Annotated in this window: 24 protein-coding genes; 18 read left to right on the plus strand and 6 right to left on the minus strand. The window is 70.6% G+C overall.

All coding sequences use genetic code 11. The features are described from left to right. Positions 1-34: 34 nt before the first annotated feature. Positions 35-1045, minus strand: a complete 1011-nt coding sequence (locus SSPN_RS0112120) for an ABC transporter permease (protein ID WP_010694967.1) — start codon at positions 1043-1045, stop codon at positions 35-37. Continuing rightward, a complete protein-coding gene (locus SSPN_RS0112125; RefSeq protein WP_010694968.1) occupies positions 1038-2561 on the minus strand; it encodes a sugar ABC transporter ATP-binding protein in 1524 nt (507 codons plus the stop codon). Before SSPN_RS0112125 ends, SSPN_RS0112120 begins: the two co-directional genes overlap by 8 nt. A gap of 224 nt (positions 2562-2785) precedes the next feature. Between SSPN_RS0112125 and SSPN_RS0112130 the strand changes: the two genes are divergently transcribed. Both SSPN_RS0112130 and cutA read left to right on the plus strand, forming a co-directional pair. Beyond that, positions 2786-4423, plus strand: coding sequence for a serine/threonine-protein kinase (locus SSPN_RS0112130; protein WP_010694969.1), 1638 nt, complete (start codon positions 2786-2788; stop codon positions 4421-4423). 45 nt (positions 4424-4468) lie between these two features. After that, positions 4469-4579: a divalent cation tolerance protein CutA gene (gene cutA / locus SSPN_RS54615; RefSeq protein ID WP_010694970.1), complete on the plus strand. Its 111-nt coding sequence runs from the start codon at positions 4469-4471 to the stop codon at positions 4577-4579. Between the two features lie 432 nt (positions 4580-5011). On the opposite strand, the gene SSPN_RS0112140 is transcribed toward cutA, so the two are convergent. Continuing rightward, entirely contained in the window at positions 5012-6067 is a 1056-nt protein-coding gene (locus SSPN_RS0112140; protein ID WP_010694971.1) for a lactonase family protein, read from the minus strand. 173 nt (positions 6068-6240) lie between these two features. Here SSPN_RS0112140 and rocD point away from each other — a divergent pair, with 173 nt between their 5' ends. After that, positions 6241-7479 carry an ornithine--oxo-acid transaminase gene (rocD, locus tag SSPN_RS0112145; protein WP_010694972.1) on the plus strand — a complete coding sequence of 413 codons (1239 nt, stop codon included), beginning with the start codon at positions 6241-6243 and terminating at the stop codon, positions 7477-7479. Positions 7480-7712: 233 nt separating this feature from the next. Here the strand turns inward: rocD and zapE are convergent, their stop codons facing one another. After that, positions 7713-8738 (minus strand): cell division protein ZapE, encoded by a 1026-nt coding sequence (zapE, locus tag SSPN_RS0112150; RefSeq protein WP_029535241.1) that lies wholly within the window; start codon positions 8736-8738, stop codon positions 7713-7715. 93 nt (positions 8739-8831) lie between these two features. Between zapE and SSPN_RS0112155 the strand changes: the two genes are divergently transcribed. From SSPN_RS0112155 to SSPN_RS0112210, 12 genes are all read left to right on the plus strand, one after another. Then, positions 8832-9584: a pyrimidine reductase family protein gene (locus SSPN_RS0112155; protein WP_010694974.1), complete on the plus strand. Its 753-nt coding sequence runs from the start codon at positions 8832-8834 to the stop codon at positions 9582-9584. Next, positions 9581-10138 carry an RNA polymerase sigma factor gene (locus tag SSPN_RS0112160; protein ID WP_010694975.1) on the plus strand — a complete coding sequence of 186 codons (558 nt, stop codon included), beginning with the start codon at positions 9581-9583 and terminating at the stop codon, positions 10136-10138. Before SSPN_RS0112155 ends, SSPN_RS0112160 begins: the two co-directional genes overlap by 4 nt. Further along, entirely contained in the window at positions 10131-10697 is a 567-nt protein-coding gene (locus SSPN_RS0112165) for a hypothetical protein (RefSeq protein ID WP_010694976.1), read from the plus strand. The genes SSPN_RS0112160 and SSPN_RS0112165 overlap by 8 nt, the downstream gene beginning before the upstream one ends. Before the next feature lie 119 nt (positions 10698-10816). Then, entirely contained in the window at positions 10817-11329 is a 513-nt protein-coding gene (locus SSPN_RS0112170) for an Asp23/Gls24 family envelope stress response protein (RefSeq protein ID WP_029535242.1), read from the plus strand. Between the two features lie 87 nt (positions 11330-11416). Further along, complete coding sequence (locus SSPN_RS0112175; protein ID WP_010694978.1) at positions 11417-11719, plus strand: hypothetical protein; 303 nt, start codon at positions 11417-11419, stop codon at positions 11717-11719. Beyond that, positions 11716-11970, plus strand: a complete 255-nt coding sequence (locus tag SSPN_RS0112180) for a hypothetical protein (RefSeq protein WP_170121546.1) — start codon at positions 11716-11718, stop codon at positions 11968-11970. Before SSPN_RS0112175 ends, SSPN_RS0112180 begins: the two co-directional genes overlap by 4 nt. 36 nt (positions 11971-12006) lie before the next feature. Continuing rightward, the gene (locus SSPN_RS0112185; RefSeq protein ID WP_010694980.1) at positions 12007-12192 is read left to right on the plus strand and encodes a hypothetical protein; all 186 of its coding nucleotides are present in this window, start codon (positions 12007-12009) and stop codon (positions 12190-12192) included. Then, entirely contained in the window at positions 12189-12584 is a 396-nt protein-coding gene (locus SSPN_RS0112190) for an Asp23/Gls24 family envelope stress response protein (RefSeq protein WP_010694981.1), read from the plus strand. Before SSPN_RS0112185 ends, SSPN_RS0112190 begins: the two co-directional genes overlap by 4 nt. Before the next feature lie 3 nt (positions 12585-12587). Further along, complete coding sequence (locus tag SSPN_RS0112195) at positions 12588-13124, plus strand: DUF6286 domain-containing protein (protein ID WP_010694982.1); 537 nt, start codon at positions 12588-12590, stop codon at positions 13122-13124. Then, a complete protein-coding gene (amaP, locus tag SSPN_RS0112200; protein ID WP_010694983.1) occupies positions 13121-13732 on the plus strand; it encodes an alkaline shock response membrane anchor protein AmaP in 612 nt (203 codons plus the stop codon). Before SSPN_RS0112195 ends, amaP begins: the two co-directional genes overlap by 4 nt. 312 nt (positions 13733-14044) lie before the next feature. Continuing rightward, positions 14045-15157, plus strand: coding sequence for an ATP-dependent DNA ligase (locus SSPN_RS0112205; RefSeq protein ID WP_010694984.1), 1113 nt, complete (start codon positions 14045-14047; stop codon positions 15155-15157). Positions 15158-15167: 10 nt separating this feature from the next. Continuing rightward, positions 15168-16067 carry a 2-dehydropantoate 2-reductase gene (locus SSPN_RS0112210; RefSeq protein WP_044572863.1) on the plus strand — a complete coding sequence of 300 codons (900 nt, stop codon included), beginning with the start codon at positions 15168-15170 and terminating at the stop codon, positions 16065-16067. 172 nt (positions 16068-16239) lie between these two features. Here SSPN_RS0112210 and SSPN_RS0112215 read toward each other — a convergent pair whose 3' ends face one another. Then, entirely contained in the window at positions 16240-17175 is a 936-nt protein-coding gene (locus SSPN_RS0112215; protein ID WP_010694986.1) for an EamA family transporter, read from the minus strand. A gap of 176 nt (positions 17176-17351) precedes the next feature. Between SSPN_RS0112215 and SSPN_RS0112220 the strand changes: the two genes are divergently transcribed. Both SSPN_RS0112220 and SSPN_RS59620 read left to right on the plus strand, forming a co-directional pair. Beyond that, entirely contained in the window at positions 17352-18908 is a 1557-nt protein-coding gene (locus SSPN_RS0112220) for an alpha/beta hydrolase (RefSeq protein ID WP_010694987.1), read from the plus strand. A gap of 283 nt (positions 18909-19191) precedes the next feature. Beyond that, a complete protein-coding gene (locus SSPN_RS59620) occupies positions 19192-19473 on the plus strand; it encodes a hypothetical protein (RefSeq protein WP_237710528.1) in 282 nt (93 codons plus the stop codon). Here SSPN_RS59620 and SSPN_RS0112230 read toward each other — a convergent pair. Further along, positions 19443-20219 (minus strand): DUF4389 domain-containing protein, encoded by a 777-nt coding sequence (locus SSPN_RS0112230; protein WP_010694989.1) that lies wholly within the window; start codon positions 20217-20219, stop codon positions 19443-19445. The genes SSPN_RS59620 and SSPN_RS0112230 overlap by 31 nt on opposite strands. A gap of 374 nt (positions 20220-20593) precedes the next feature. On the opposite strand from SSPN_RS0112230, the gene SSPN_RS0112235 reads away from it, so the two are divergent. Further along, the gene (locus SSPN_RS0112235) at positions 20594-20893 is read left to right on the plus strand and encodes a hypothetical protein (RefSeq protein ID WP_010694990.1); all 300 of its coding nucleotides are present in this window, start codon (positions 20594-20596) and stop codon (positions 20891-20893) included. Positions 20894-20917 lie beyond the last annotated feature (24 nt).

A 20917-nucleotide genomic window follows, 5' to 3' on the forward strand; every position in this document is an offset into this window, starting at 1 on the left:
ACCCCTACGCAAAACGAGTTGTGCAACGAATTCCTCATCCGGCGTCGCCGCCGAGCTTGCGTCGTTGGTAACGGTCCCACCAGACCGCTAGCCAGATGATCACGCCGATCAGCACGTTCTGGTAGAAGGTGCTGATGTTGAGCTGGACCGCCCCGTTGCGGATGACCGCGACCAGGAACGCGCCGATCAACGAGCCCCACACGGTGCCGCGTCCGCCGAACAGGCTCGCCCCGCCGATGACGACCGCCGCGATCACGTCGAGCTCCAGGCCGTCACCGAAGTTCGGCTGCCCGGAGTAGATCCGGGACGCCGCGATCATGCCGCCGAGCCCGGCCAGCGCGCCGGAGAGCACGTAGACCGCGGTGGTGTAGCGCCGCACCGGGACACCGGACAGCCGCGCGGCCTCCATGTTGGACCCCATCACGTACGCGTAGCGGCCGAGCCGGGTCCGGGTGAGCACCACGTGCCCGGCCACCGCGACAAGCGCGATGAGCAGCACCGGGATCGGGATCGCGCCGATGACGCCCTGTCCGAGCAAGCGGAACGACTCCGGCGCGCCGAACACCGCGACCGCACCGGTGGCGATCAGCACCAGGCCACGGGCGACGCTGAGCATCCCGAGGGTGGCGATGAACGGCGGCAGCCCGACGACCGACACCAGCAGCCCGTTCACCAGCCCAGCCACCGCGCCGACGGCTATGCCGCCGACGATGCCCACCATCGGGTTGAACCCGTAGTCGGCCATCAACACCACTCCGAGCACCCCGGACAGCGCCGCCACCGAACCCACCGATAGGTCGATGCCGCCGGTGATGATGACCAGCGTCACGCCGACCGCCATCACCGCGTTCACCGAGGTCTGCGAGCCCAGATTGAACAGGTTGTCCGCGGTGAGGAACGACGGCGCGACGATCGACAGCACAATGAACACGACGATCAGCGCGCCGGCCGCGGCGACCTGCGAGACCGCGCCGGAGAGCCGGTCCCCCAGCCCGCCCAGCAGGCCGCGGTCCTCAGTGGACGGTGCCTTGGTCTGCTCAGTCATGGTTGCCCCCGTTTTCGACGTTGCGGGCCCCGGTTGCCAGCGCGACGACGCGTTCCTCCGAGAACTCCGCGCGGGCGACCTCTCCGGTGATCCGCCCACCGCGCATGACCAGGATCCGATCGCACATGTTCAGCAGCTCCGGAAGGTAGCTGGAGATGAAGACAACCGCTTTGCCCCGCGCGGCCAGGGAATCCATCTGCTGGAACATCTCCGACTTGGCCCCGACGTCCATGCCGCGGCCGGGCTCGTCGAAGAAAAGCACCTCCGCGCCGGTTTCCAGCCACCGCGCCAGGATCACCTTCTGCTGGTTGCCACCGGAGAGCGTCCGCACCGGGCGCCCCACCCACGGCACCCGGATCCGGAGGCCGTCGCGCTCCCGCTCGGCGATCTTGCGTTCCGCGGCGAGATCGATCAATCCGGCCCGCATCGGCAGCTTCGCCAGCGTGATGTTCTTATCCACCCCCAGCGGTAGGGCAAGACCATCGGTCTTCCGGCTCTCGGTGAGGTATCCGATGCCCGCGGCGATCGCGTCGGACGGGCCGCGGATGCGCAACCGCTTGCCGTCCAAGGCGATCGTGCCCGCGTCCGGCAGCTCCGCGCCGAACACCGCGCGCGCCAGTTCGGTGCGCCCGGCCCCGACCAGCCCGGCCAGCCCGACGATTTCGCCCGCGCGGACCTCGAACGACACGTCGCGGACGGCGTCGTCGCGGGTGAGCCCCCGGACCTCCAGCCGCACCGGACCGGGCTTGTTGTGGGTGCGCGGGTAGAGGTTCTCCACGTCGCGGCCGACCATCAGCTGCACCAGCCGGTCTTCATCCAGTTCGGTGACCGGTCGGGTGGCGACGACGGCGCCGTCGCGCATCACCGTCACCCGATCGCCGATCTCGAAGATCTCGTCCAGCCGGTGCGAGATGTAAAGCACCGCGATGCCCCGCGCGGTCAGCTCGCGGACGATGCCGAACAGCTCCTCGGCCTCCCGCTCGGTGAGGCTGGCCGTGGGCTCGTCGAGAATGAGCACTTTCGCCTGCACCGTCAGGGCTTTCGCCAGCTCGACGCGCTGCTGCTCCGCAGTGGACAGCAGCGCCACCCGCCGCCCCGGATCGATGTCCAGACCGACGTGGCCGAGCAGTTCCCGCGCGGCGCGGCGCTCCTCGGCCCGCGAGATCCACCCGCCGCGGCCGGGTTCGTGGCCGATGAACAGGTTCTCGGCCACCGACAGGTCGGGCGCCAGCGCGAACTCCTGGTGGACCATGACGACCCCGAGCCGCCGGGCCGCGCCCGGCCCCTGGTAGGCGACCGGGACACCGTCGAGTTCGATGCGTCCACTGCTGGGCTGTTCGACTTGCGCGATCAGCTTCATCAGCGTCGACTTGCCCGCCCCGTTCTCCCCGGCGAACACGTGCACTTCGCCGGGCGGGATGGCGAGCGTGACGCCGGAGACCGCGACCACCCCCGGGAACCGCTTGCCGACGTCGTGCAGCGCCACGGCGGGACGATCCTGCTCGGTGGACGTCACGAAGCGCCTCCCTCGGATCCACGTGATCGTTCCTTCGGGCTCGCAGTGCGCCGGATCATACCGACAACACCCATCCAGAGAAAGGATTGGAACGAAGCCAAGTATTCGATTACCAGAACCACCCAGCCGGGGCAGGTCGGTGGGTCTGCACACGCCGGCGCGGCGGATCCGTAAGCTCATTGGGGACGAGAACCGAGATCTTCGAGGCAGGAGGCTGAGGTCCTGTGCAGCCGTTGCTGGCCAGCGACCCGAACCGGGTCGGCGACTACCGGCTGCTCGCCCGGCTGGGCCGCGGCGCGATGGGCGGCGTCTACCTGGGCCGCTCCCGAGGCGGCCGAGTGGTGGCGGTGAAGATCATCCGGGCGGACCTCGCCGAGGACGCGGAGTTCCGGGAGCGCTTCCGCCGCGAGGTGCTGGCGGCTCACTCGGTCGGCGGATTCTGGACCGCTGCGGTGGTCAACGCCGACCCCGACGCCGAACAGCCCTGGCTGGCCACCGAATACGTGCCGGGCCCAACGCTGCACCAAGCCGTCGTGGACCACGGCCCGCTGCCCGAAGCCACCGTCCGCAGCCTCGGCGCCGGGCTCTCCGAAGCGCTCGGCGCCATCCACCGCGCGCACCTGGTGCATCGCGACCTCAAACCGGCCAACGTCCTGCTCGGCCCGGACGGACCGCGCGTCATCGACTTCGGCATCTCGCGGGCGATGACCGGCAACGCTCTCACCGCGACCGGCATGTTCCTGGGCACGCCCGGCTTCTTCTCCCCCGAGCAGACCCTCGGCAGCGAAGTCGGCCCACCCAGCGACGTGTTTTCACTCGGTGCGGTACTCGTCTTCGCCGCCACCGGAACCGGCCCATTCGGCGAAGAGAGCACAGCGGCCCTGCTCTACCGGGTCGTGCACACCGAAGCGGACCTGTCCCGGGCGCCGGAGGGCCTGCGACCGCTGCTGGCGGCCTGCCTCGCGAAGGACCCGGCCGCCCGGCCGACCCCGAGCGACCTGCTCGACCAGATCGGCGAAGCCAGCCCGCAGGGCAATGCCTGGCTACCGCCCGCGATCAGCGACGTCATCACCCAGCACGCGACTCAGTTGCAGCAGACGGCGAACGCGCCGCTGCCTGACACCGCGCCGCCGCAACCGACACCCAAGCCCGGGACTCGGTCCTACACGCAGGCGCACGACGCGACACCGGTTTCACCCACGCCGGTCCCACCCGCGCCGGTCATCCCCGCGTCCGTCGCGCCCCCGCCGGGATCGCCCGCCCCCGCGCCGATGCGGGACAAGATCGTCCCGGCACGTCCGAGGGAGACCACGCGGACGCCGCAGCGGGTGCGCAAGGACAACCCCGGTCCGGTGTTCGCCACCGGCGGCCGGTTCCGCGCCGCGATGTCGGCGGTGATCTGCGGGTTGATCATCCTCGGCGCCGGCAGGCTGTTCCAGACCTACGGCCTCGGCGGGCATTCGCACGACCGCGTCGCGATCTTCCAGTTGGGCATGCTGCTGCTGGGCATCAGCATGATCTGGTCGATCGGGAAGGTGCTGCTGCCGAACCTGCACCTGAAGATCAACAGCGACGGGCTGCTGATCTCCCGGATGGGCCTGACCCGGGAGATCCCGTGGAGCCAGGTCGATCGGGTCGACGTGGTCGGCGACGGCAAGCGGACGGCGGTCGCCGTGTGGCTGGCCGACGGCAGGAAGCCCAACTCCCTGTGGTGGCACCGCGCCCGCACGTACCACGGCGGGGCCCGGGTCTTCCCGATCGGCGCCACGGGCGGCTGGCTGACCCGCCGCCAGGAAGCCCGCCGGGCCCGCACGGCACTGACCCAGTACGCCTACGGCCGCTACGGCGCCGGCCGACCGTAACCGCGCAGTCCGCCCCGAGCGCACCTTCCGCACCAGTCACCGGGGTTGGCGATCAACGGGCACCGCACTTACGACGTGCCCGAGATCATCGCGACGCCGATCACCGGCGGTAGTGATGCCTCCCTGTCGTGGATCGACGAGGAAACTCAAGCCTGAGAACTCGCGAGCAGCCCCGACGTATCCTCGTCCGCTGTCCTGCGGCAGCTCTCCCGCAGGGGTTCGTCGTGGCTCGGGACTGCCGATCGGCGCTCACTGACGCAGGTGTGGTGCTGTGCGCCTCCGGGTCGATGTCATTGCGCGGCGAGGACTTTTCGCAGCTACGCAACGGCGCTTACGTCGGTATTTCTCACACCCACCCACACCGTATGGCCAGAGTGGACGGTGCCCACACTGCCCGTGACCTGACGAAACAGGCCTACCCGATCCCACCGCCGTCACCGGCTACAGTTTCGATGCTCGAAATCGCCAACCTGGGCGCCGGTTCCTCAGAATCCTGGGTGGTGCCCGGTGGCGCCTGCGCTTGCCGAATCCCGCGTCCTGTCGGTCACACCACCGGGTCCTGTCGGTCACACCACCGCGTCCTGTCGGTCACGCCACTGGGAGGATGCAGACCGGGGTCGGGGTCGGGACCGGTTCGCGCAGCGGGGTCAGGTCGCCGTTGTCCGCGATGCCGAACGCCTGTACGTCGTTGCTGCGCTGGCCCGCGACGAACAACACCCGGCCGTCCGGCGAAAGCGCGATGTGGCGGGGTTCGGCCACCACCGCCGGGCGGATGTCGACCAGCCGGAACTCCCCGTCGCTGGAGTCCGCGCGGAACACCGCGATGCTGTCGTACCCCCGGTTCGACCCGTACACGAAACGGCCGTCGGGCGTCACCACGATCTCGGCCGCCAGGTTCGGCCGCCCGTAGTCCGGCGGCAGCGTCGACAGCGTCCGGCCCGGCTCCAGCACCCCGGTTTCCGCGTCGTAGCCGAACGCGGTGATCGAGGACGCCAGCTCGTTGATCACGTATGCCCGCTCGCCGTCCGGGTGGAACGCCAGGTGCCGCGGCCCGGCGCCCGCCCGCAGCGGAACCTCGTGCTTGAGCGCCAGGTGCCCGCTGTCCACATCGAAGTCGTAGACGTAGACCGAGTCGGTGCCCAGGTCCACCGCGAGCACGTGGCGGCCGGACGGGTCGGGCAGCACCTGGTGCGTGTGCGGGCCCTCCTGGCGCTGCGGGTTCGGACCGCTTCCGCTGTGCTGCACCACGTGGCACGGCTCGCGCAGTACGCCGCCGTCGGCGATCGGATGCACCACCAGGTTCCCGGACTGGTAGTTCGCGGTCAGCAGGTACTTGCCGGACGGGTGCACGCTCAGGTGGCACGGCGCGGCACCCAGCGACGGCTGCGAATTGAGTTCGGTGAGCGTGCCGTCGTCGTGCACCTTGAAGGCGATGACCCGGCCTTGCCGCAGCTCGCTCACCGCGAACAGCGTCGCCCCATCGGGTGCCATTGCGAGGAACGAAGGGTCGGCGGCCTCGGCGACGCTCTCGGTGCACCGCAAAGCGCCGTCGGCGTCGGCGATCGCCAACCGGATCCCGTCGGCCGCCGATTCCGCGCTCGTGTACGCGCCCAGGTAGATCCGGTACTCACCGTTGTCCGGCATCAGCGCCTCGCCTTCCCAGTCCGGGGAACACTCACCGGGTCCATGATGTCAAGGGGCGACCACCCTCCCCCGCTGAGACAACGAACCGCCGCAACACTGCGAAATGACGCAACGAATCGACGCTTCAAGCAATGCCTCGCGGCTGAAATCTGCGCCATCGCCGACATAACCTTATGGCCATGACTGTCGTTCCGTCGCACCTCGAAGCGTCGTCGCAGGCCGCCCGGTTCCGGGAGCTCGACGAGCGGTACAGCGCGCACAACTACCACCCACTGCCGGTCGTGATCGCCGAGGCATCCGGCGCCTGGATGACCGATGTGGACGGACGGCACTACCTGGACTTCCTGGCCGGGTACTCGGCGCTGAACTTCGGGCACCGCCACCCAGACCTGGTCGCCGCCGCCACCGAGCAGCTCGGCCGCGTCACGCTCACCAGCCGCGCCTTCCACCACGACCAGCTCGGCCTGTTCTGCCGCGAACTCGCCGAACTCACCGGCACCGACCGGGTGCTGCCGATGAACTCCGGCGCGGAGGCCGTCGAATCCGCCATCAAAATCGCCCGGAAGTGGGCCTACCGGGTCAAGGGCGTGCCGGAGAACCAAGCCGAGATCATCGTGGCGGGGTCGAACTTCCACGGTCGCACGACCACCATCGTGTCGTTCTCCACCGACCCGGTCGCGCACGACGAATTCGGCCCATACACACCGGGATTCGTCGTCACCGAATACGGCGACGCCGCTGCGGTCGCGGCCGCGATCACCGAACGCACCGCCGCCGTCCTGGTCGAACCCATCCAGGGCGAAGCTGGCGTGATCGTGCCGCCCGCCGACTACCTGCCCCGGCTGCGCAGGCTCTGCGACGACAACGACGTGCTGCTCATCGCCGACGAGATCCAATCCGGACTCGCCCGCACCGGCGAGCTGCTGGCCAGCGAGCACGACGGCATCCGCGCCGACCTCTACACCCTCGGCAAGGCGCTCGGCGGCGGCATCATGCCGGTGTCCGCAGTGGTCGGTCGCGACGACGTGATCGGCGTGCTGCAACCCGGCCAGCACGGCTCCACCTTCGGCGGCAACCCGCTCGCCTGCGCGGTCGGCCGAGCAGTGGTGCGCCTGCTGAGCACCGGCGAGTTCCAGGAGCGCTCGCGCGACCTGGGAGCGCACCTGCACGCGCGCCTCGGCGAACTCGTCGGCCGCGGAGCGGTCGAGGTGCGAGGCCGCGGCCTGTGGGCCGGCGTGGAGCTCACCGCAGGCGGGCCGACGGGCCGCGAAGCCAGCGAGGCGCTAGCCGAGCGCGGTGTGCTGTGCAAGGAAATGCAGGACACGACGCTGCGTATCGCCCCACCGCTGGTGATCACCCGGGACGAGCTGGACACGGGCCTCGACGCGATCGAAGCGGTCCTCACCCGCTGATCCGCGAGCAACATCTCAGTAAGGGGAGCGAACGGACCATTCGCGCCATAGACAGGAGCGAACGGACCATTCGCACCCAACAGCCGCGTCGCCACCGTGGGAGCGAACGGACCACCCGCGCCATAGACAGGAGCGAACGGACCATTCGCACCAACAGCCGCGTCACCATCGCGGGAGTGAACGGACCGTCCGTGCCGTTGGCGGGAGCGAACGGTCCGTTCGCTCCCTCCCGATCAGGACTTGGCGAGGTCGCGGGAGAGCGCCGTCAGGCGGCTGATCGCGCGAAGGTACTTCTTCCGGTAGCCGCCGTGCAGCATCTCGTCGGTGAACAGCGCCGTCAGCGCTTCGCCGGAGACCCGCACCGGGATGGCCCGGTCGTAGAGCCGGTCGGCGAGCGCCACCAGCCGCAGCGCCACGTCCTGGTCCGGCGCCTCGTGCACGCCGCTGAGGTGCACTGCGGTGATCCCGTCGACCAGGCGGCCGTACTTCGAGGCGTGCAGCCCGGCCAGGTAGTCGCAGAGCCCGTCGAAGTCGTCGAGCGTCGAACCGTCGGTGGCCTCCGCGAGCCGGGTGAGTTCGTCCTCGCTCATCGGCGGCGGCGCGTCCGGCAACCCGCGGTGCCGGTAGTCCGGGCCGTCGACCCGCACCACGCCGAAGCGCGCGGACATCGCGTGGATCTCGCGCAGGAAGTCCGCCGCGGCGAACCTGCCCTCGCCCAGCTTGTCGGGCAGCGTGTTGGAGGTCGCGGCGACGTGCACGCCCGCGTCGGTGAGCTTCGCGATCAGCTGGGTGACCAGCATCGTGTCACCCGGGTCGTCCAGCTCGAACTCGTCGATGGCCAGCAGCCGATGCTTCGAGAGCCGCTCGACGGTCTCGGCGAAGCCGAGCACCCCCACGAGGCTGGTGACCTCGACGAATGTGCCGTAGGACTTCTGCCCCTCGGTGGCGTGCCACAGCGACGCGAGCAGGTGCGTCTTGCCGACGCCGAACCCGCCGTCCAGGTAGAGCCCCCGCTTGACGTCGTCGTTCTTCTTCCGGCCGAACACCCCGCGCAGCCAGGACCCGCCGCCGACGGCGGCGTTGATCCCGTCGGCGAAGGCCGAGCAGTCCCGAACCGCCTGCTCCTGGCTCGGCTCGTCCAGGTTCGGGATGTAGGTGTCGAAGCGCACCGCGTCGAACATGGGCGGTGGCGTCATCGCCTGGACCAGCTCGTCCGGGGTCATCTCGGGACGGCGGTCGACCAGACGGGGAGAACTCATGCGCCGACCTTATAACCGAACACGGGTTTCCCGGCCGTGCGGTCCCGTGCTCCTGCTCACCCGCCAGACTGGCGCGCGTGGTGGGATTGACCCGTGGTGGACAAGCTCTGGCCGGTCGACGGCGCGCAGCAGGTGGATGACCAACTGGGCGAGTTCTACTCCTACCCGGAGCAGCCGGAACGGCCCTGGGTGCGGGTGAACTTCGTCTCCAGCCTGGACGGTGCGGTGACCGTCCAGGGCAGCTCGCGCGGGCTGTCCGCGCCGATCGACCAGCGGGTCCTCGGGCTGATCCGGGACCTCTCCGACGTGGTGCTGGTCGGCGTCGGCACGGCGATGGCCGAGGGCTATCGCGGGGTCAAGCGCACCGAGGTGCGCGCCGAGCGGCGGCAGCGGCTCGGGTTGGCCGAGGTGCCACCGATCGCGCTGGTCACCGCGCGCGCGTCGTTGCCGCCCGACTCGCCGCTGCTCACCGACACCCTGGTGCCGCCGATCGTGCTCACCTGCGACGCCGCGCCGCAGGCGCGCCGCTCCGCGCTCGCCGACGCGGGCGCCGACGTCGTCGTCACCGGCGACGAGCGGGTGGACCTGCGGGCGGCGCTGGACGCGCTGGACGCGCGGGGGCTGCGCCGAATCGGCTGTGAAGGCGGCCCGACGCTGTTCGGCCACCTCGTCGACGAGGATCTCGTCGATGAGCTGTGCCTGACCCTGTCACCCCTGCTGGTCAGCGGCGACGCGGGCCGCATCGCGGCGGGTGGCGGCGTCGCCGTACCCCGGCAGATGCAGCTGCGGTCCGCACTGCACGCGGAATCGCTGCTCCTGCTCCGTTACGCGAGAATGCGGCCGTGACAGTTGGGACCGGTTCGGACGAGGCCCTCGTGGCTGCCGCCCAACGCGGCGACGCGACGGCGTTCGACGCACTGGTCCGCCGCCACACCACCAAGATGTACCGGGTCGCGTACCGGATCCTCGGGGATTCCGCCGAAGCCGAGGACGCCGTCCAGGAGGCGTGGGTGTCTGTATGGCGGTCGCTGGACCGGTTCCGCGGCGAGTCGGCACCGACCACCTGGCTGTACCGGGTGGTCACCAACGCGGCCCTCGCCAGCCTGCGTCGCCGCAGGCCCACCGTCCCATTGGAGCCGACCGACGACTGGATCTCCGACAGCGCGGCCCTCGGTCCCGAGGGCCATGCGCTCCGCACCGAGGAGGTGGCCCGCGTGCACCGCGCGATCGCGACGCTCGAACCTTCGCAGCGCATCCCGCTGGTGCTCCGCGAGCTGGAGGGCATGCGCTACGAGGAGATCGCCGAGATGCTCGACGTGCCGGTGACCGCCCTCCGGTCCCGGCTGCACCGGGCTCGGGTGACGCTGCTCGCGAGACTGAAGGAGATGCGCTATGGCTGACCGCTCCTTCGACCCAGACCGGGTCCTGCCCTGCGGCCGCACCGACGGCATGCTGCTGGACTTCCTCGCCGACAGCGCGCCGGTGGAGCTCTCCGAGCACATCCCGACCTGCCGGTTCTGCCAGGCCGAACTCGCCGAGCTGGACTCCGACTGGGCGCAGGTGCGGCGCACCGCGAGCCTGCCGATCGAGCCGCCACACGGGCTGGTCGAGCGCACGCTGACGGCGGTGCGCGGGGTGCGCGGCGGCCACGGCGCGGCGCCGGTGGAGCTCGACCAGGAGGGCGGCAAGCTGCGGATCGCCCAGCAGGCGGTGGTGTTGCTGACGCGGCGGTTGTGCCTGGAACTCCTCGCCGAGCGCCCCGGGGTGCACCTGCGTGGCTGCGTCGGCGACGTCGACGAGGTGCGGGTGGATCTGACGATCCGCTATCCGCTGCCCGCCCCGGAACTGGTCGAGGCGATCCACCGGGAGCTGACCGCCGCGCTGCAGGCGGCGCTCGGCGCGGGCACCCCGGCCGTGTGGGTTCGCGTGGTCGACGTCGCGCCGCCCGCAATCGGGTGACCACAATGGGTGATATGGCGCACAACCGCGGAAGATCAAGCCGGGAACGCGCATCGAACTTCGTATCGAGCCCCGCCGAGCCGCCCGGCATCGGCGGAACCGTGAAGGAGCTGGATTTCATGGCCCAGAACAGCGGAACCCCGCAGGACACACAGGCCACCGAGCGGAGCACCGATACCCGGCGCATCCCGGAGACCCGGGCCAGCAACGCCCCCGCCCGCCTGGCCGACGAGACCTCCCAGGGCAAGACCACCATCGCCGCGTCCGTGGTGCAGAAGATCGCCGGCATCGCGGCTCGCGAGATCTCCGGCGTCTACGCGATGGGCGGCGGGGTCTCCCGGGCCTTCGGCGCCATCCGGGACCGGATCCCGGGCGGTAGCGGGACTTCCTCCACTTCCGGGGTGCAGGTGGAGGTCGGCGAGAAGCAGGCCGCGGTCGACCTGGACATCATCGTGGAGTACGGCGCGTCCATCGTGGACCTCGCGCGGGCGGTGCGCCGCAACGTGATCACCGCGGTGGAGCGGATGACCGGGCTGGACGTCATCGAGGTCAACATCGCGGTCAATGACATCCACCTGCCCGACGAGGACGGCGAGGAGGCCGGTCAGCAGGCCACCTCCCGCGTCGAATGACCGCCGCCGGGTAGATGATGTCCGGCGCGGCGCCCGCGATCCCGGACGCCGCCAGACCACCCACTTACCGTGGAGGACGACTGCGACATGTCGGAGCAGGTTTCCGCTGGTGAACTGGCCGAGCGGGTGCTCGCCCACCCCTCGGTGGTGCGGCTGCACGGCGGGCAGTTCGGCGAGATCGCGTCGTACCTGCCCGGCAGCAAGGTCGTCGGGGTCCGGTTGCCCCCAGTGGGTGCCGCGGAGATCGGTGTGGTGCTGCGCCTGGAGAGGCCGCTGCCGGAGATTCTCGACGAGATCCGCAGCGCGCTGGCCGATCTGCTCGACGAGGTCCCGGTGGACATCACCGTCGCCGACGTGATCACCACCGACGAACCGGCGGGAAGCGCATGATGGGGGCTGTGCAGCGCGATCCGGCCACCGCGCGGGCAGCAATCCGCGCGTTTGTCCGAGCCAACCACCCGGACGTCGGGGGTGACCCGGAGCTCTTCGCCGCCGGGCTGGCCGAGCTCCGGGGCCGCCGGCCGTGCGACCGCTACGACGCGCCGGTGGTCGTGGTGCACCGGCCGCGCGGGATTCGGGGGCTGGTGCACCGGATCCGCGCGCGGTGGATGCGCCGGAAGCGGCCCCCGCGAGTCCGGTGAGTTTCCAAGTCAGTTCCTCAGCAGGAGGTTCCATCCATGAATGCGACGCAGACCGGCTTGCTCGCCGGCCTCATCCTCGGCACCGCCGGCGTGGTCGGCGGCTTCACCGGGTTCCTGATCGCGCTGGTGGTCGGCGCCATCGGCCTGGTGATCGGCCGGGTCCTGGACGGGGAGCTGGAGATCGGCGACATCCTGGGCCGGGGCCGGGGTCGGGACCGATGACGGCCACCCCCGAGCAGGCCGCGGCCGAGGACACCGGCTGCGGCGGGGATCCCGCCGATCGGGGCCGGCTGCACATCGGCCGCACCGTGGTGCGCAAGATCGCCGAACACGCCGCCGACCAGGATCCCGGTAGCGCCCGGACGCGCCGCCGGCTCGCCGGTGTCGGGCTGGGCCAGCACGGCGCCACGGCGCAGGTGTCCGGCCCGGACGACGCCCTGCGGATCCGGTTGGAGGTCGCGCTGCGCTATCCCGCGCCGGTGCGCGGGACCGTGGCGTCGATGCGGAAGCGGGTGCGATCGGAGTTGGAGCGCATCACCGGTTTCCGGGTCCGCACCGTCGACGTGACCGTGTCCGCCCTCGTTCCCGCGGACGTAACGCCGCGGGTGGAGTGAGCCATGCGCCTGTTGGTACGCCTGATCACCACGCTGCTCGGCCTGGCCGTCGCGGCCGCCGGGGCGCTGCTCGCGATCGAAGCGGTGTGGTTCCTGCTGCGGCCCGGCACCGGCGGTCTCGTCGTCCCCTGGCAGCGGGTCCACTTCGGACTGAGCTCGCTGTCCTGGCAGGACCCGCCGGTGCTCGCCACCGCGGCGGTGGTCGCAGTGGTGGGCCTGTTGCTGGTGCTCGTCGCGATCAACGCCGGGAGCAAGGACCTCCGGCTGCACGACCCCGCGCCGGAGGTCACCGTGACCACGGACCGGCGCTCGCTGGCCCGGCTGGTCGGGCACCAGGTGCGCGACCAGGACGGGGTCGCGGGTGCGTCGGTCACCGCCGGGGCGAAGCGGGTCCAGGTGAAGGCGACCGCGCAGTTCCGGGAATCCGGCGACCTGCGGGGCCTGCTGACCGAGACCGCCGAACACGCCGTGCAGGACCTGCCGCTGCGCACCACCCCGAAGGTGCTGGTGTCGGTGGCAACACCGAAGGAGCGGCGATGACCGAGACCAAGCGGGAGATCAAGCCGAGCACAACACCGGTCGCTCGCGGGCTGGCCTTCGAGCGCGTTGCAACAGCGGCCCTCGGCTCGTTCGCGCTGGTAGTCGGCGTCCTCGCGCTCCTGGTCGGCATTGGTTGGCTGGGCTCCTTCCGAGCGCAGCGCCCGCTAGCCGACCCGATCCTGGTGCAGTGGCTGAGGGACCACGGGCAGCTGGTGATAGCAGTCGCGATCGTGCTCGGCATCGTGCTGTTCGTGCTCGGCCTGTGGTGGGTGGTGCGGGCGCTGCGCCCCGAAGCGCGACCGGACCTGCGGCTGGAGCGCGGCGACGGCGACCTGACGGTGACGAGCGCGGCGCTCACCGAAGCCGTGCGAGCCGACGCCGAGCGGGTCACCGGCGTCAAGCGGGCTCGGGTGCGGATGTCGGGCAGCTTGCAGCGCCCGGCGCTTCGGCTGACGCTGTCGTTGCAGGAAGGCACCAACGTGCGCCACGTTTGGGAAGAACTCGACGAGAAGGTGCTTTCGCGCGCCCGGGAGTCGCTGGGCATGGATACCCTGCCGACGGCGATCCGCCTGCAGCTGGATCGCGCGCCCCGCCAACGCGTCCACTGACCGCTCCGGCGGCGCGGATCTGCCGCGGCATCGTGTTGCTGCGCTGCGCGCCCCGCATCCAGCACGCCATCCGCATTGGGCGACCTCGTGCTCAATCGCGCCTCGCCGAAGCACGCACCTTCGACCCGGCTAATTGAGCGCCATCCTCCAGGACGATCAAGCGGACCCAGTTGCTGGGCGCACCCAGTTTGAAGTTCTCGTCGAGTGCGCCGCGCTTTCAGCTTCCGCGGCGGGCATACTGCGCAATCGGCAACGCTGGAACGTCGCAGCAGCCCGTTCCGCGAAAAAGCTCTGAGCTCTGAGGAGGACTCGGTGCTTCCACTGCAACCACCGGTCAAGCCGATGCTGGCGAGCCCGGTAGAAGGCATCTCCCGGCAGGGCGGCCTGCTGTTCGAACCGAAGTGGGACGGCTTCCGGTGCCTGGTGTTCGCCGATCCGCAGGCCGAGCAGCCGGTGCTGCTGCAGTCCCGCACCGGCCGCCCGCTGAACCGGTACTTCCCCGAAGTCCTGCGGACCGTGACCGAACACCTCGACCGGCCCGCGGTGCTGGACGGCGAGCTCGTGGTGATCCGGCGCGACGACGTCGGCGACCGGCTGGACTGGGACGCGCTGGGCGAACGCATCCACCCGGCCGCCAGCCGGGTCCGGATGCTCGCCGAGAAGACACCGGCCACCTTCATCGCCTTCGACCTGCTCGCGCTCGACGACCGAGACCTCACGTCCGCGCCGCAGACCGAGCGCCGCGAACTGCTCGCCGGCCTCGGCCTGGACCACGGCGGGCTGCACACCACGCCGGTCACCGACGATCCGGAGACTGCGGAGGAATGGTTCCGGGTGTTCGAGGGCGCCGGGTTGGACGGCGTGATCGCCAAGCCCACCAGCGGCCAGTACGTACCGGGCAAGCGGACCATGTTCAAGATCAAGCACTCGCGCACCGCGGACTGCGTGGTCGCCGGGCTGCGCTGGCACGCCAAGACCGAACCAGGCACCGCCGTCGGATCCCTGCAGCTCGGGCTGCACGACGACCGGGGCGTGCTGCACCACGTCGGCGTCGTCGGCGCCTTCCCGGCCGCGCAGCGGCGCGCGCTGGCCACCGAACTCGGGGAGCTGATCACCGAAGGCGAACACCCGTGGCTCGGCCCGGACGCCGAGGATGGGCGGCGGCTGCCCGGTTCCATCAACCGCTGGAGCAGCAGCGAGCAGCCGTGGGTGCCGCTGCGCCCGGAGCGCGTCGTCGAGGTCTCCTACGACCACACCGAAGGCGCCTACCCGGGCCGGTTCCGGCACACCACGCAGTTCGTGCGGTGGCGTCCGGACCGCGAGCCCGAATCCTGTGACTACGACCAGCTCGACGAGCCGACGCGTTACGACCTCGAAGCAGTGCTGTACGGCGACGTGAACCGGAGCGCCCGCGTCGACGGGTAATCTCTGGCCCGTGGCAGGACAACGCATCGCGGTGATCGGCTCGGGCAGTATCGGTGGGGTTCTCGCGGAAGCAGCGCATTCCGCCGGGCACCGGGTGACGATGTGCGTCCGGACCCCGTTCGAGGAGCTGACGCTGGAAACCCCGGACCGCACCGGGGAGATCCCGGTTTCGGTGGTGACCGAACCGGGCGCGCTCAGCGAGTTCGACTGGGTCCTGCTGACGACCAAGGTCCAGGACGCGGCGAGCGCGGCGGGCTGGTTGCAGAAGCTGGACGACGGACGCGCCCCGGTCGTGGTGGTGCAGAACGGCGTCGAGCACCGCGAATCGGTCGCCAGGATGGGGCTGCGGGCTCCGGTGCTGCCCGCGTTGATCTACGTGGCGGCCGAGCGGGTGCGGCCCGGGCACGTGGTGCGCCGCTCCCCCGCCACCATGCAGGTCGAGGCCGGCGAGATCGGCGAACGCTTCGTCGAGCTGCTCTCCGGCGGCGACCTGACGGCTCGCACCACGAGCGACTTCCGCACCGCGTCGTGGCGGAAGCTGCTGACGAACCTGGCGCCGAACCCGATCACCACACTGACCCTGCGCCGCCTCGACGTGCTCCGCGAGCCCGACGTCCAGGAGCTCAGCAAGGGCGTGCTCGCGGAGGCCGTCGATGTCGCCCGCGCCGAGGGCGCCCAGTTGACCCACGACGACGCCGAGCAAGTGCTCGCCGACTACATCGAGAAGTTCCCGCCGACCAACGGAACGTCGATGCTCTACGACCGGTTGGCGGGCCTGCCCACCGAGCACGAGCACATCACGGGCGCACTGGTCCAAGCGGCGCAGCAGCACGACATCCCGGTCCCGCTCAACCAGACCCTGCTGACCCTGATGCGCGCCCTGCGCCCCATGCAGTTCCCGGCCGTCTGATCCCGATCGCACCACCACCCAAGGCGACGCTCCGTGATCACCTCGGCTCGTTTCCCCGGCTGGGTGCCGAGTTCGCGAGAAATCGGCGGTCACCCGGATAACGGCTGATCTCTGGCGCTGCGACCAGTGGAAACGGGGGTGCTTGCCGTGGCTGCCGAAGCCGGTCCCCGGGTCAGTTGGCGCCGATGTCCTTCGGGCCCGAGTTCTTCGTCGTGCCGACCGAACCCACCGAAGCGGCGACGACGCAGCCGACGGCGACCCACTGCCAGGCACCAAGCGCCTCACCCAGCACGAGGAGCCCGGCCAGCGCCGCCACCGCGGGCTCCAGGCTCATCAGCACGCCGAACACCCTAGGCGGCATCCGGCGCAGCGCCTCCAGCTCCAGCGAATACGGCACGACCGACGACATCAGCGCCACCACCAGCCCGGCGATGAGCACCGCCGGGTGCAGCAGCGCCGTCCCGGCCTCGGCGATGCCGAACGGCGCCGCCACCAGCGCGCCGAAGGCCATGCCCAGGGCCAGCCCGGACCCGCCGCTGGTCCGGCTGCCGAGCTTGGCGCCGACCACGATGTAACTCGCCCACAGCGCACCGGCCATCAGCGCGAACGCGACCCCGACCCAGTCGAGACCACCCTCCACACGAGCCAGCAGCACCACACCGGTCCCGGCCAGCACCGCCCAGACGATGTCGAGCTTGCGCCGGGAGCCGATCACCGCCACCGCCAGCGGGCCGAGGAACTCGATGGTGACCGCCGCACCGAGCGGGATCCGCTCGAACGCCTGGTAGATGCAGACGTTCATGCCCGCGAGCACCGCGCCGTAACCGGCGACCACGGCCAACGTCCGGCGATCCATCCGCAGCGACGGCCGCCAGACGGCCAGCAGGACGACCGCGGCGAACAGCAACCGCAGCGCGACCACCCCGGACGCGCCGGCCATGATGAACAGCTGCTTGGCGAACGCGGCACCGACCTGCAGGCTGATCACGCCCACCAGCACCAGCAGCGGCGGCGGGAGCGCCCCGAGTGCCCGCGCGGAGACGTTCTCCACGCTGAACAGTGGTCGCCTGTTGGACGATGCCCCCGAGCCGACCTGCGCGACGTGCACGATGCCCCTCTGCCTCCGACGATCGCGGCGGCTGCTATGGCCGCCTCCCGCTGCACGTTATCTCGCGGCCCGCCGTGTTTGTCACCTGATTGTCAGGGCCCTCACCGGGGCCTCACCTGGATCGTGCGATGCTGACCCGGTCCAGCGACCACCGCGCCTGCCGACGAGGAGCACCCGTGCCGCGCACCACTCACCGGGTCGGGGCCGCGCTGCTACCGTTGCTGCTGGTGATCGCCGCCTGCTCGGCCGGACCATCGGAGCGGCCCGCGGTCGCTTACCACGACGGCGAGCAGCAGGTCGTCCCAGCGCCACAGCCGCCGAAACCGGCACCGGTCCCGCCGCTGGGCTCACCCAGCGACGACTCGCTGAACTGGGAGGACTGCACCGAGCGGACCCGCGGCGAGCTCGGTGACCTGCCGGCGGGCCTGACGTTCTCCTGCGCGCGGCTGCTCAGCACGCTGGACGCGCCGGAATCCCCGGAACGCGGCACCGCTCGCATCGCGCTGATCCGCGCCGGGTCCGGCCACGTCCCGCTGGTGGTGCTGGGCGACGTCGGCGGGGAGCCGGGCACGACCTTCGCGGCACGGCTGGCCACCCAACTCCCGCCGGAGCTGCGCAACACCTTCGACATCATCGGGATGGACCGGCGCGGCACCGGCGAATCCGACCCGGCCGACTGCGTCCCGCCCGCGCAGCGCGACGCGATCGTCGGCTTCGACCCGCGCGCCACCGACCGCACCGCGCTGGACCGGCTGCTCGAATCGGTGCTGCAGGCCAGCCAGGAATGCCTGCTCGACCTCGACGAGCGGCTGCAGGCCTACGACACCTGGCGGACCGCCTCGGACCTGGAAGAGCTCCGCCTCGAACTGGGCGTGCCGCGGCTGCACGCGATCGGACGCGGCGAGGCGGCGAGGCTGCTGACTACGTTCGCCGAGCGCTTCCCGGGGTCCGTGGGTCGCCTGGTGCTCGACGGGGCGCCGGACCCGACCCGCGACTCCATCGGCCAGGTGGAATCCCAGGCGCAGAGCGCGGAGCAGACCTTCGACACGTTCGCCGCCGACTGCGTCAGCCGCGGCTGCCCGCTGGGCCCCGATCCGCGGAAGCTGGTCAGCGATCTCGTCGAGCGGACCCGCGCGACGCCGCTACTGGCACCGGGTTCCCCGGTCAACGGCGGCCGGGTGGTGCAGGCGATGCTGCTGGGCCTTTCCGACCGGGCGACCTGGCCCGCCCTGGCCGAGGCGCTGGCCGCCGCCGACCACGGCGATGGCGCCAAGCTCGCCGCGATCAGCGCGCCGCTGGTCGCCCCGCAGGGCGTGAACCCGCCGTGGCTCGACGGCGACCTGATCACCAGCTGCAACGACACGACGTTGCGCGTGCCGCCGCAACGCAGCAGCGAACTCGCGCTGGACTGGGTGAACCGCTTCCCGCTGTTCGGTGGAGCCGCCGCGCAGCGCATGGTCTGGTGCGGGTCGTGGCCTGTCCCGCAGCAGCCGCTGCCCTCGCCGCGCCGTCCTGACCTGCCGCCGATCCCGGTGATCAGCACCGCGAACGACCCGCTGCTGCTGGGCATGGGCAGCGATCACATGGCCGAGCAGATGCCGACCGGGGTGCTGCTGCGCTGGCAGGGCGCCGGGCACGGCGCCGTCGGCAGGTCGCCGTGCGTGACGGAGGCCGCCAGCCGATTCCTGGTCGAGGGCACCGTGCCGACCGATGGCATGGTCTGCCCGGGGTGATCCCGCAAGCACCCCGGGCAGACCCCCTGTTCAGCCGCAGCTGGAGCAGCAGCCACAGGAAGGACCGGTGCAGCTGCCGCAACAGCTGCAGCCACCCTGGGCTTGTGGAGCACGCTCGGCTTCGGTGCGGACCATCATCGCCTCCCGCGATTCTGCGAATACCAACGGTTGCGATGGTGCTCGCCGAAGGAAGAAACGGGACACCGCTGGCTGAGCGAACCGTTATCGGCCAACGAGCTGAACAGGTCACATGAAGGCATTGCGATCTGTAACTGAATGCGAAATGCGCACGACAATTGCGCCCGAACGGGTGACAACTCTTCGAACGCGCGGAGGCATCGCCCAAGAAGGCGTCGCCGAGCGGCTGCCGCGCTCGGTGCACGTGCGCGGCGATTCCTTCCGGCGCATGGTAATCGGCGGCCGCGAGGAGATGTCCGCGACGCCCTCCGACGAAGCCCTGCGCCAGTTGCGACTGCGCCACCGGCTCACCGCGCAGACCTCCGCCGAGCCTGGTCCGAAGCCGCGGTGTGACCGTCAGCGGCCGTACGCGTATTCGTACTGGTAGTGGAAGTCCGGCTGGTTCAACGACTGCACGGCGCCGTTGGTAACCAGGCCGACAACGCCGAGCACGATGAACACGACCAGCAAGACCCGGCCGCCCTTGGACATCACCAGCGGACGGGTGCCGGGCGACTGGCGCGGCGGGTTGTCCTCCGCGCGAGCGTCGCCGAACAGCTTCTTCGGGTAGGCGCCGGTCAGCAGGTAGAAGTAGGCGTTCGTGCGGAAGCCGTAGCGCAGCACCGCCGCGGAGGCGTCGAAGATCGGCCGGGGGTTGCGGCCCGACACCAACACGATCAGCCAGATGAAGAACGCCAGCATGCCCCACCCCTGGGCGACGACCGCGCTCACGATCGCGGCGGGGATCACCAGGATGATCCGGAAGAACACCGCCAACCGGTTGAGCTCCGCCGGCCGGACGTCGACCTGCACCGGGTAGTCCGGCTGGGAGACGACGAACGGCGGGTACTCGTCGACGAGCAGCATGTACGACGCCGCCACCCGTGCCTGGTAGCCGATGAACATGGCCAGGAAGTCCGAGATCCAGTCCGGCAGCCGCCCCAGGACCAGCGCGGTGAACCAGCCGATGATGACCACCACGGTGGCCGCGATGGACATCAGCCAGAGCACGATGAAGTGCGGGATCAGCAAGATCAGTCGCAATAGGACGGTCCAGCGCCGCTGCCGCTCCGGGGGCGTCACCGCCAGCTCCGGCCGGAACGGACCGTCGGACTCCACCGGATGCACGCTCATCATCGCCTCCCGGGTCCTCAGTGGAGCGCGGCGACTGCAACACGGCCCCCGGGCCCTAGCGGGATTCGGACGACGGCTCGCAGCCCCAATCACTCGATCCAGTGATCACACGAGCGGCGGGCTCACGACCCGGGATCTCGGCGCGTTTTCAGCGGAGAGCAGCAATTCCCGCGATCAGGAGAAACCATGTGCGGCCACGAGCTCGGTCACCTGTCAAAATTCGATGCCGATCAACGGGGTCATCACACTGTCGAGGTTGCCACCTCGCCAGCGGTCACGCACGTCAGCACCGCGCCACCCGCTGAGCCGCCCGAGCTCGGTTGGTCTTCGCGCACTGGCGACAGGTCACGGGCGGCAGGAGCTACCGTGGGGCCGTGGAACGTGGCGACCGGGATGAGGAGATCGAGCGCCTCGAGGAGGATCTGCACGGGCTCGACCCGGACGATCCCGAGGTGCAGGCCTTCGCCGCGCACCGCGACCGGATGCAGCGGCCGAACTCCGAGGCCACTGTGGAGGGCATGCTGCGCGGCGTGGACGACTTCGCGCAGAGCGTGAACCGGGCGGACGGCCATCGCCGGTTGGTGGCCGTCGTGGTGGTCGTGCTGATCCTGTTCGGAGTGCTGTTCACGCTCTGGAACGCGTTCTTGTTCGTGTTCAGCACCTTCCTCGGCTGATCTGTCGGGGGCTTGGGGCATGCT

The sequence above is a fragment of the Saccharopolyspora spinosa NRRL 18395 genome (genome assembly GCF_000194155.1).
In the GTDB taxonomy this organism is placed as follows: Bacteria; Actinomycetota; Actinomycetes; order Mycobacteriales; family Pseudonocardiaceae; genus Saccharopolyspora; species Saccharopolyspora spinosa.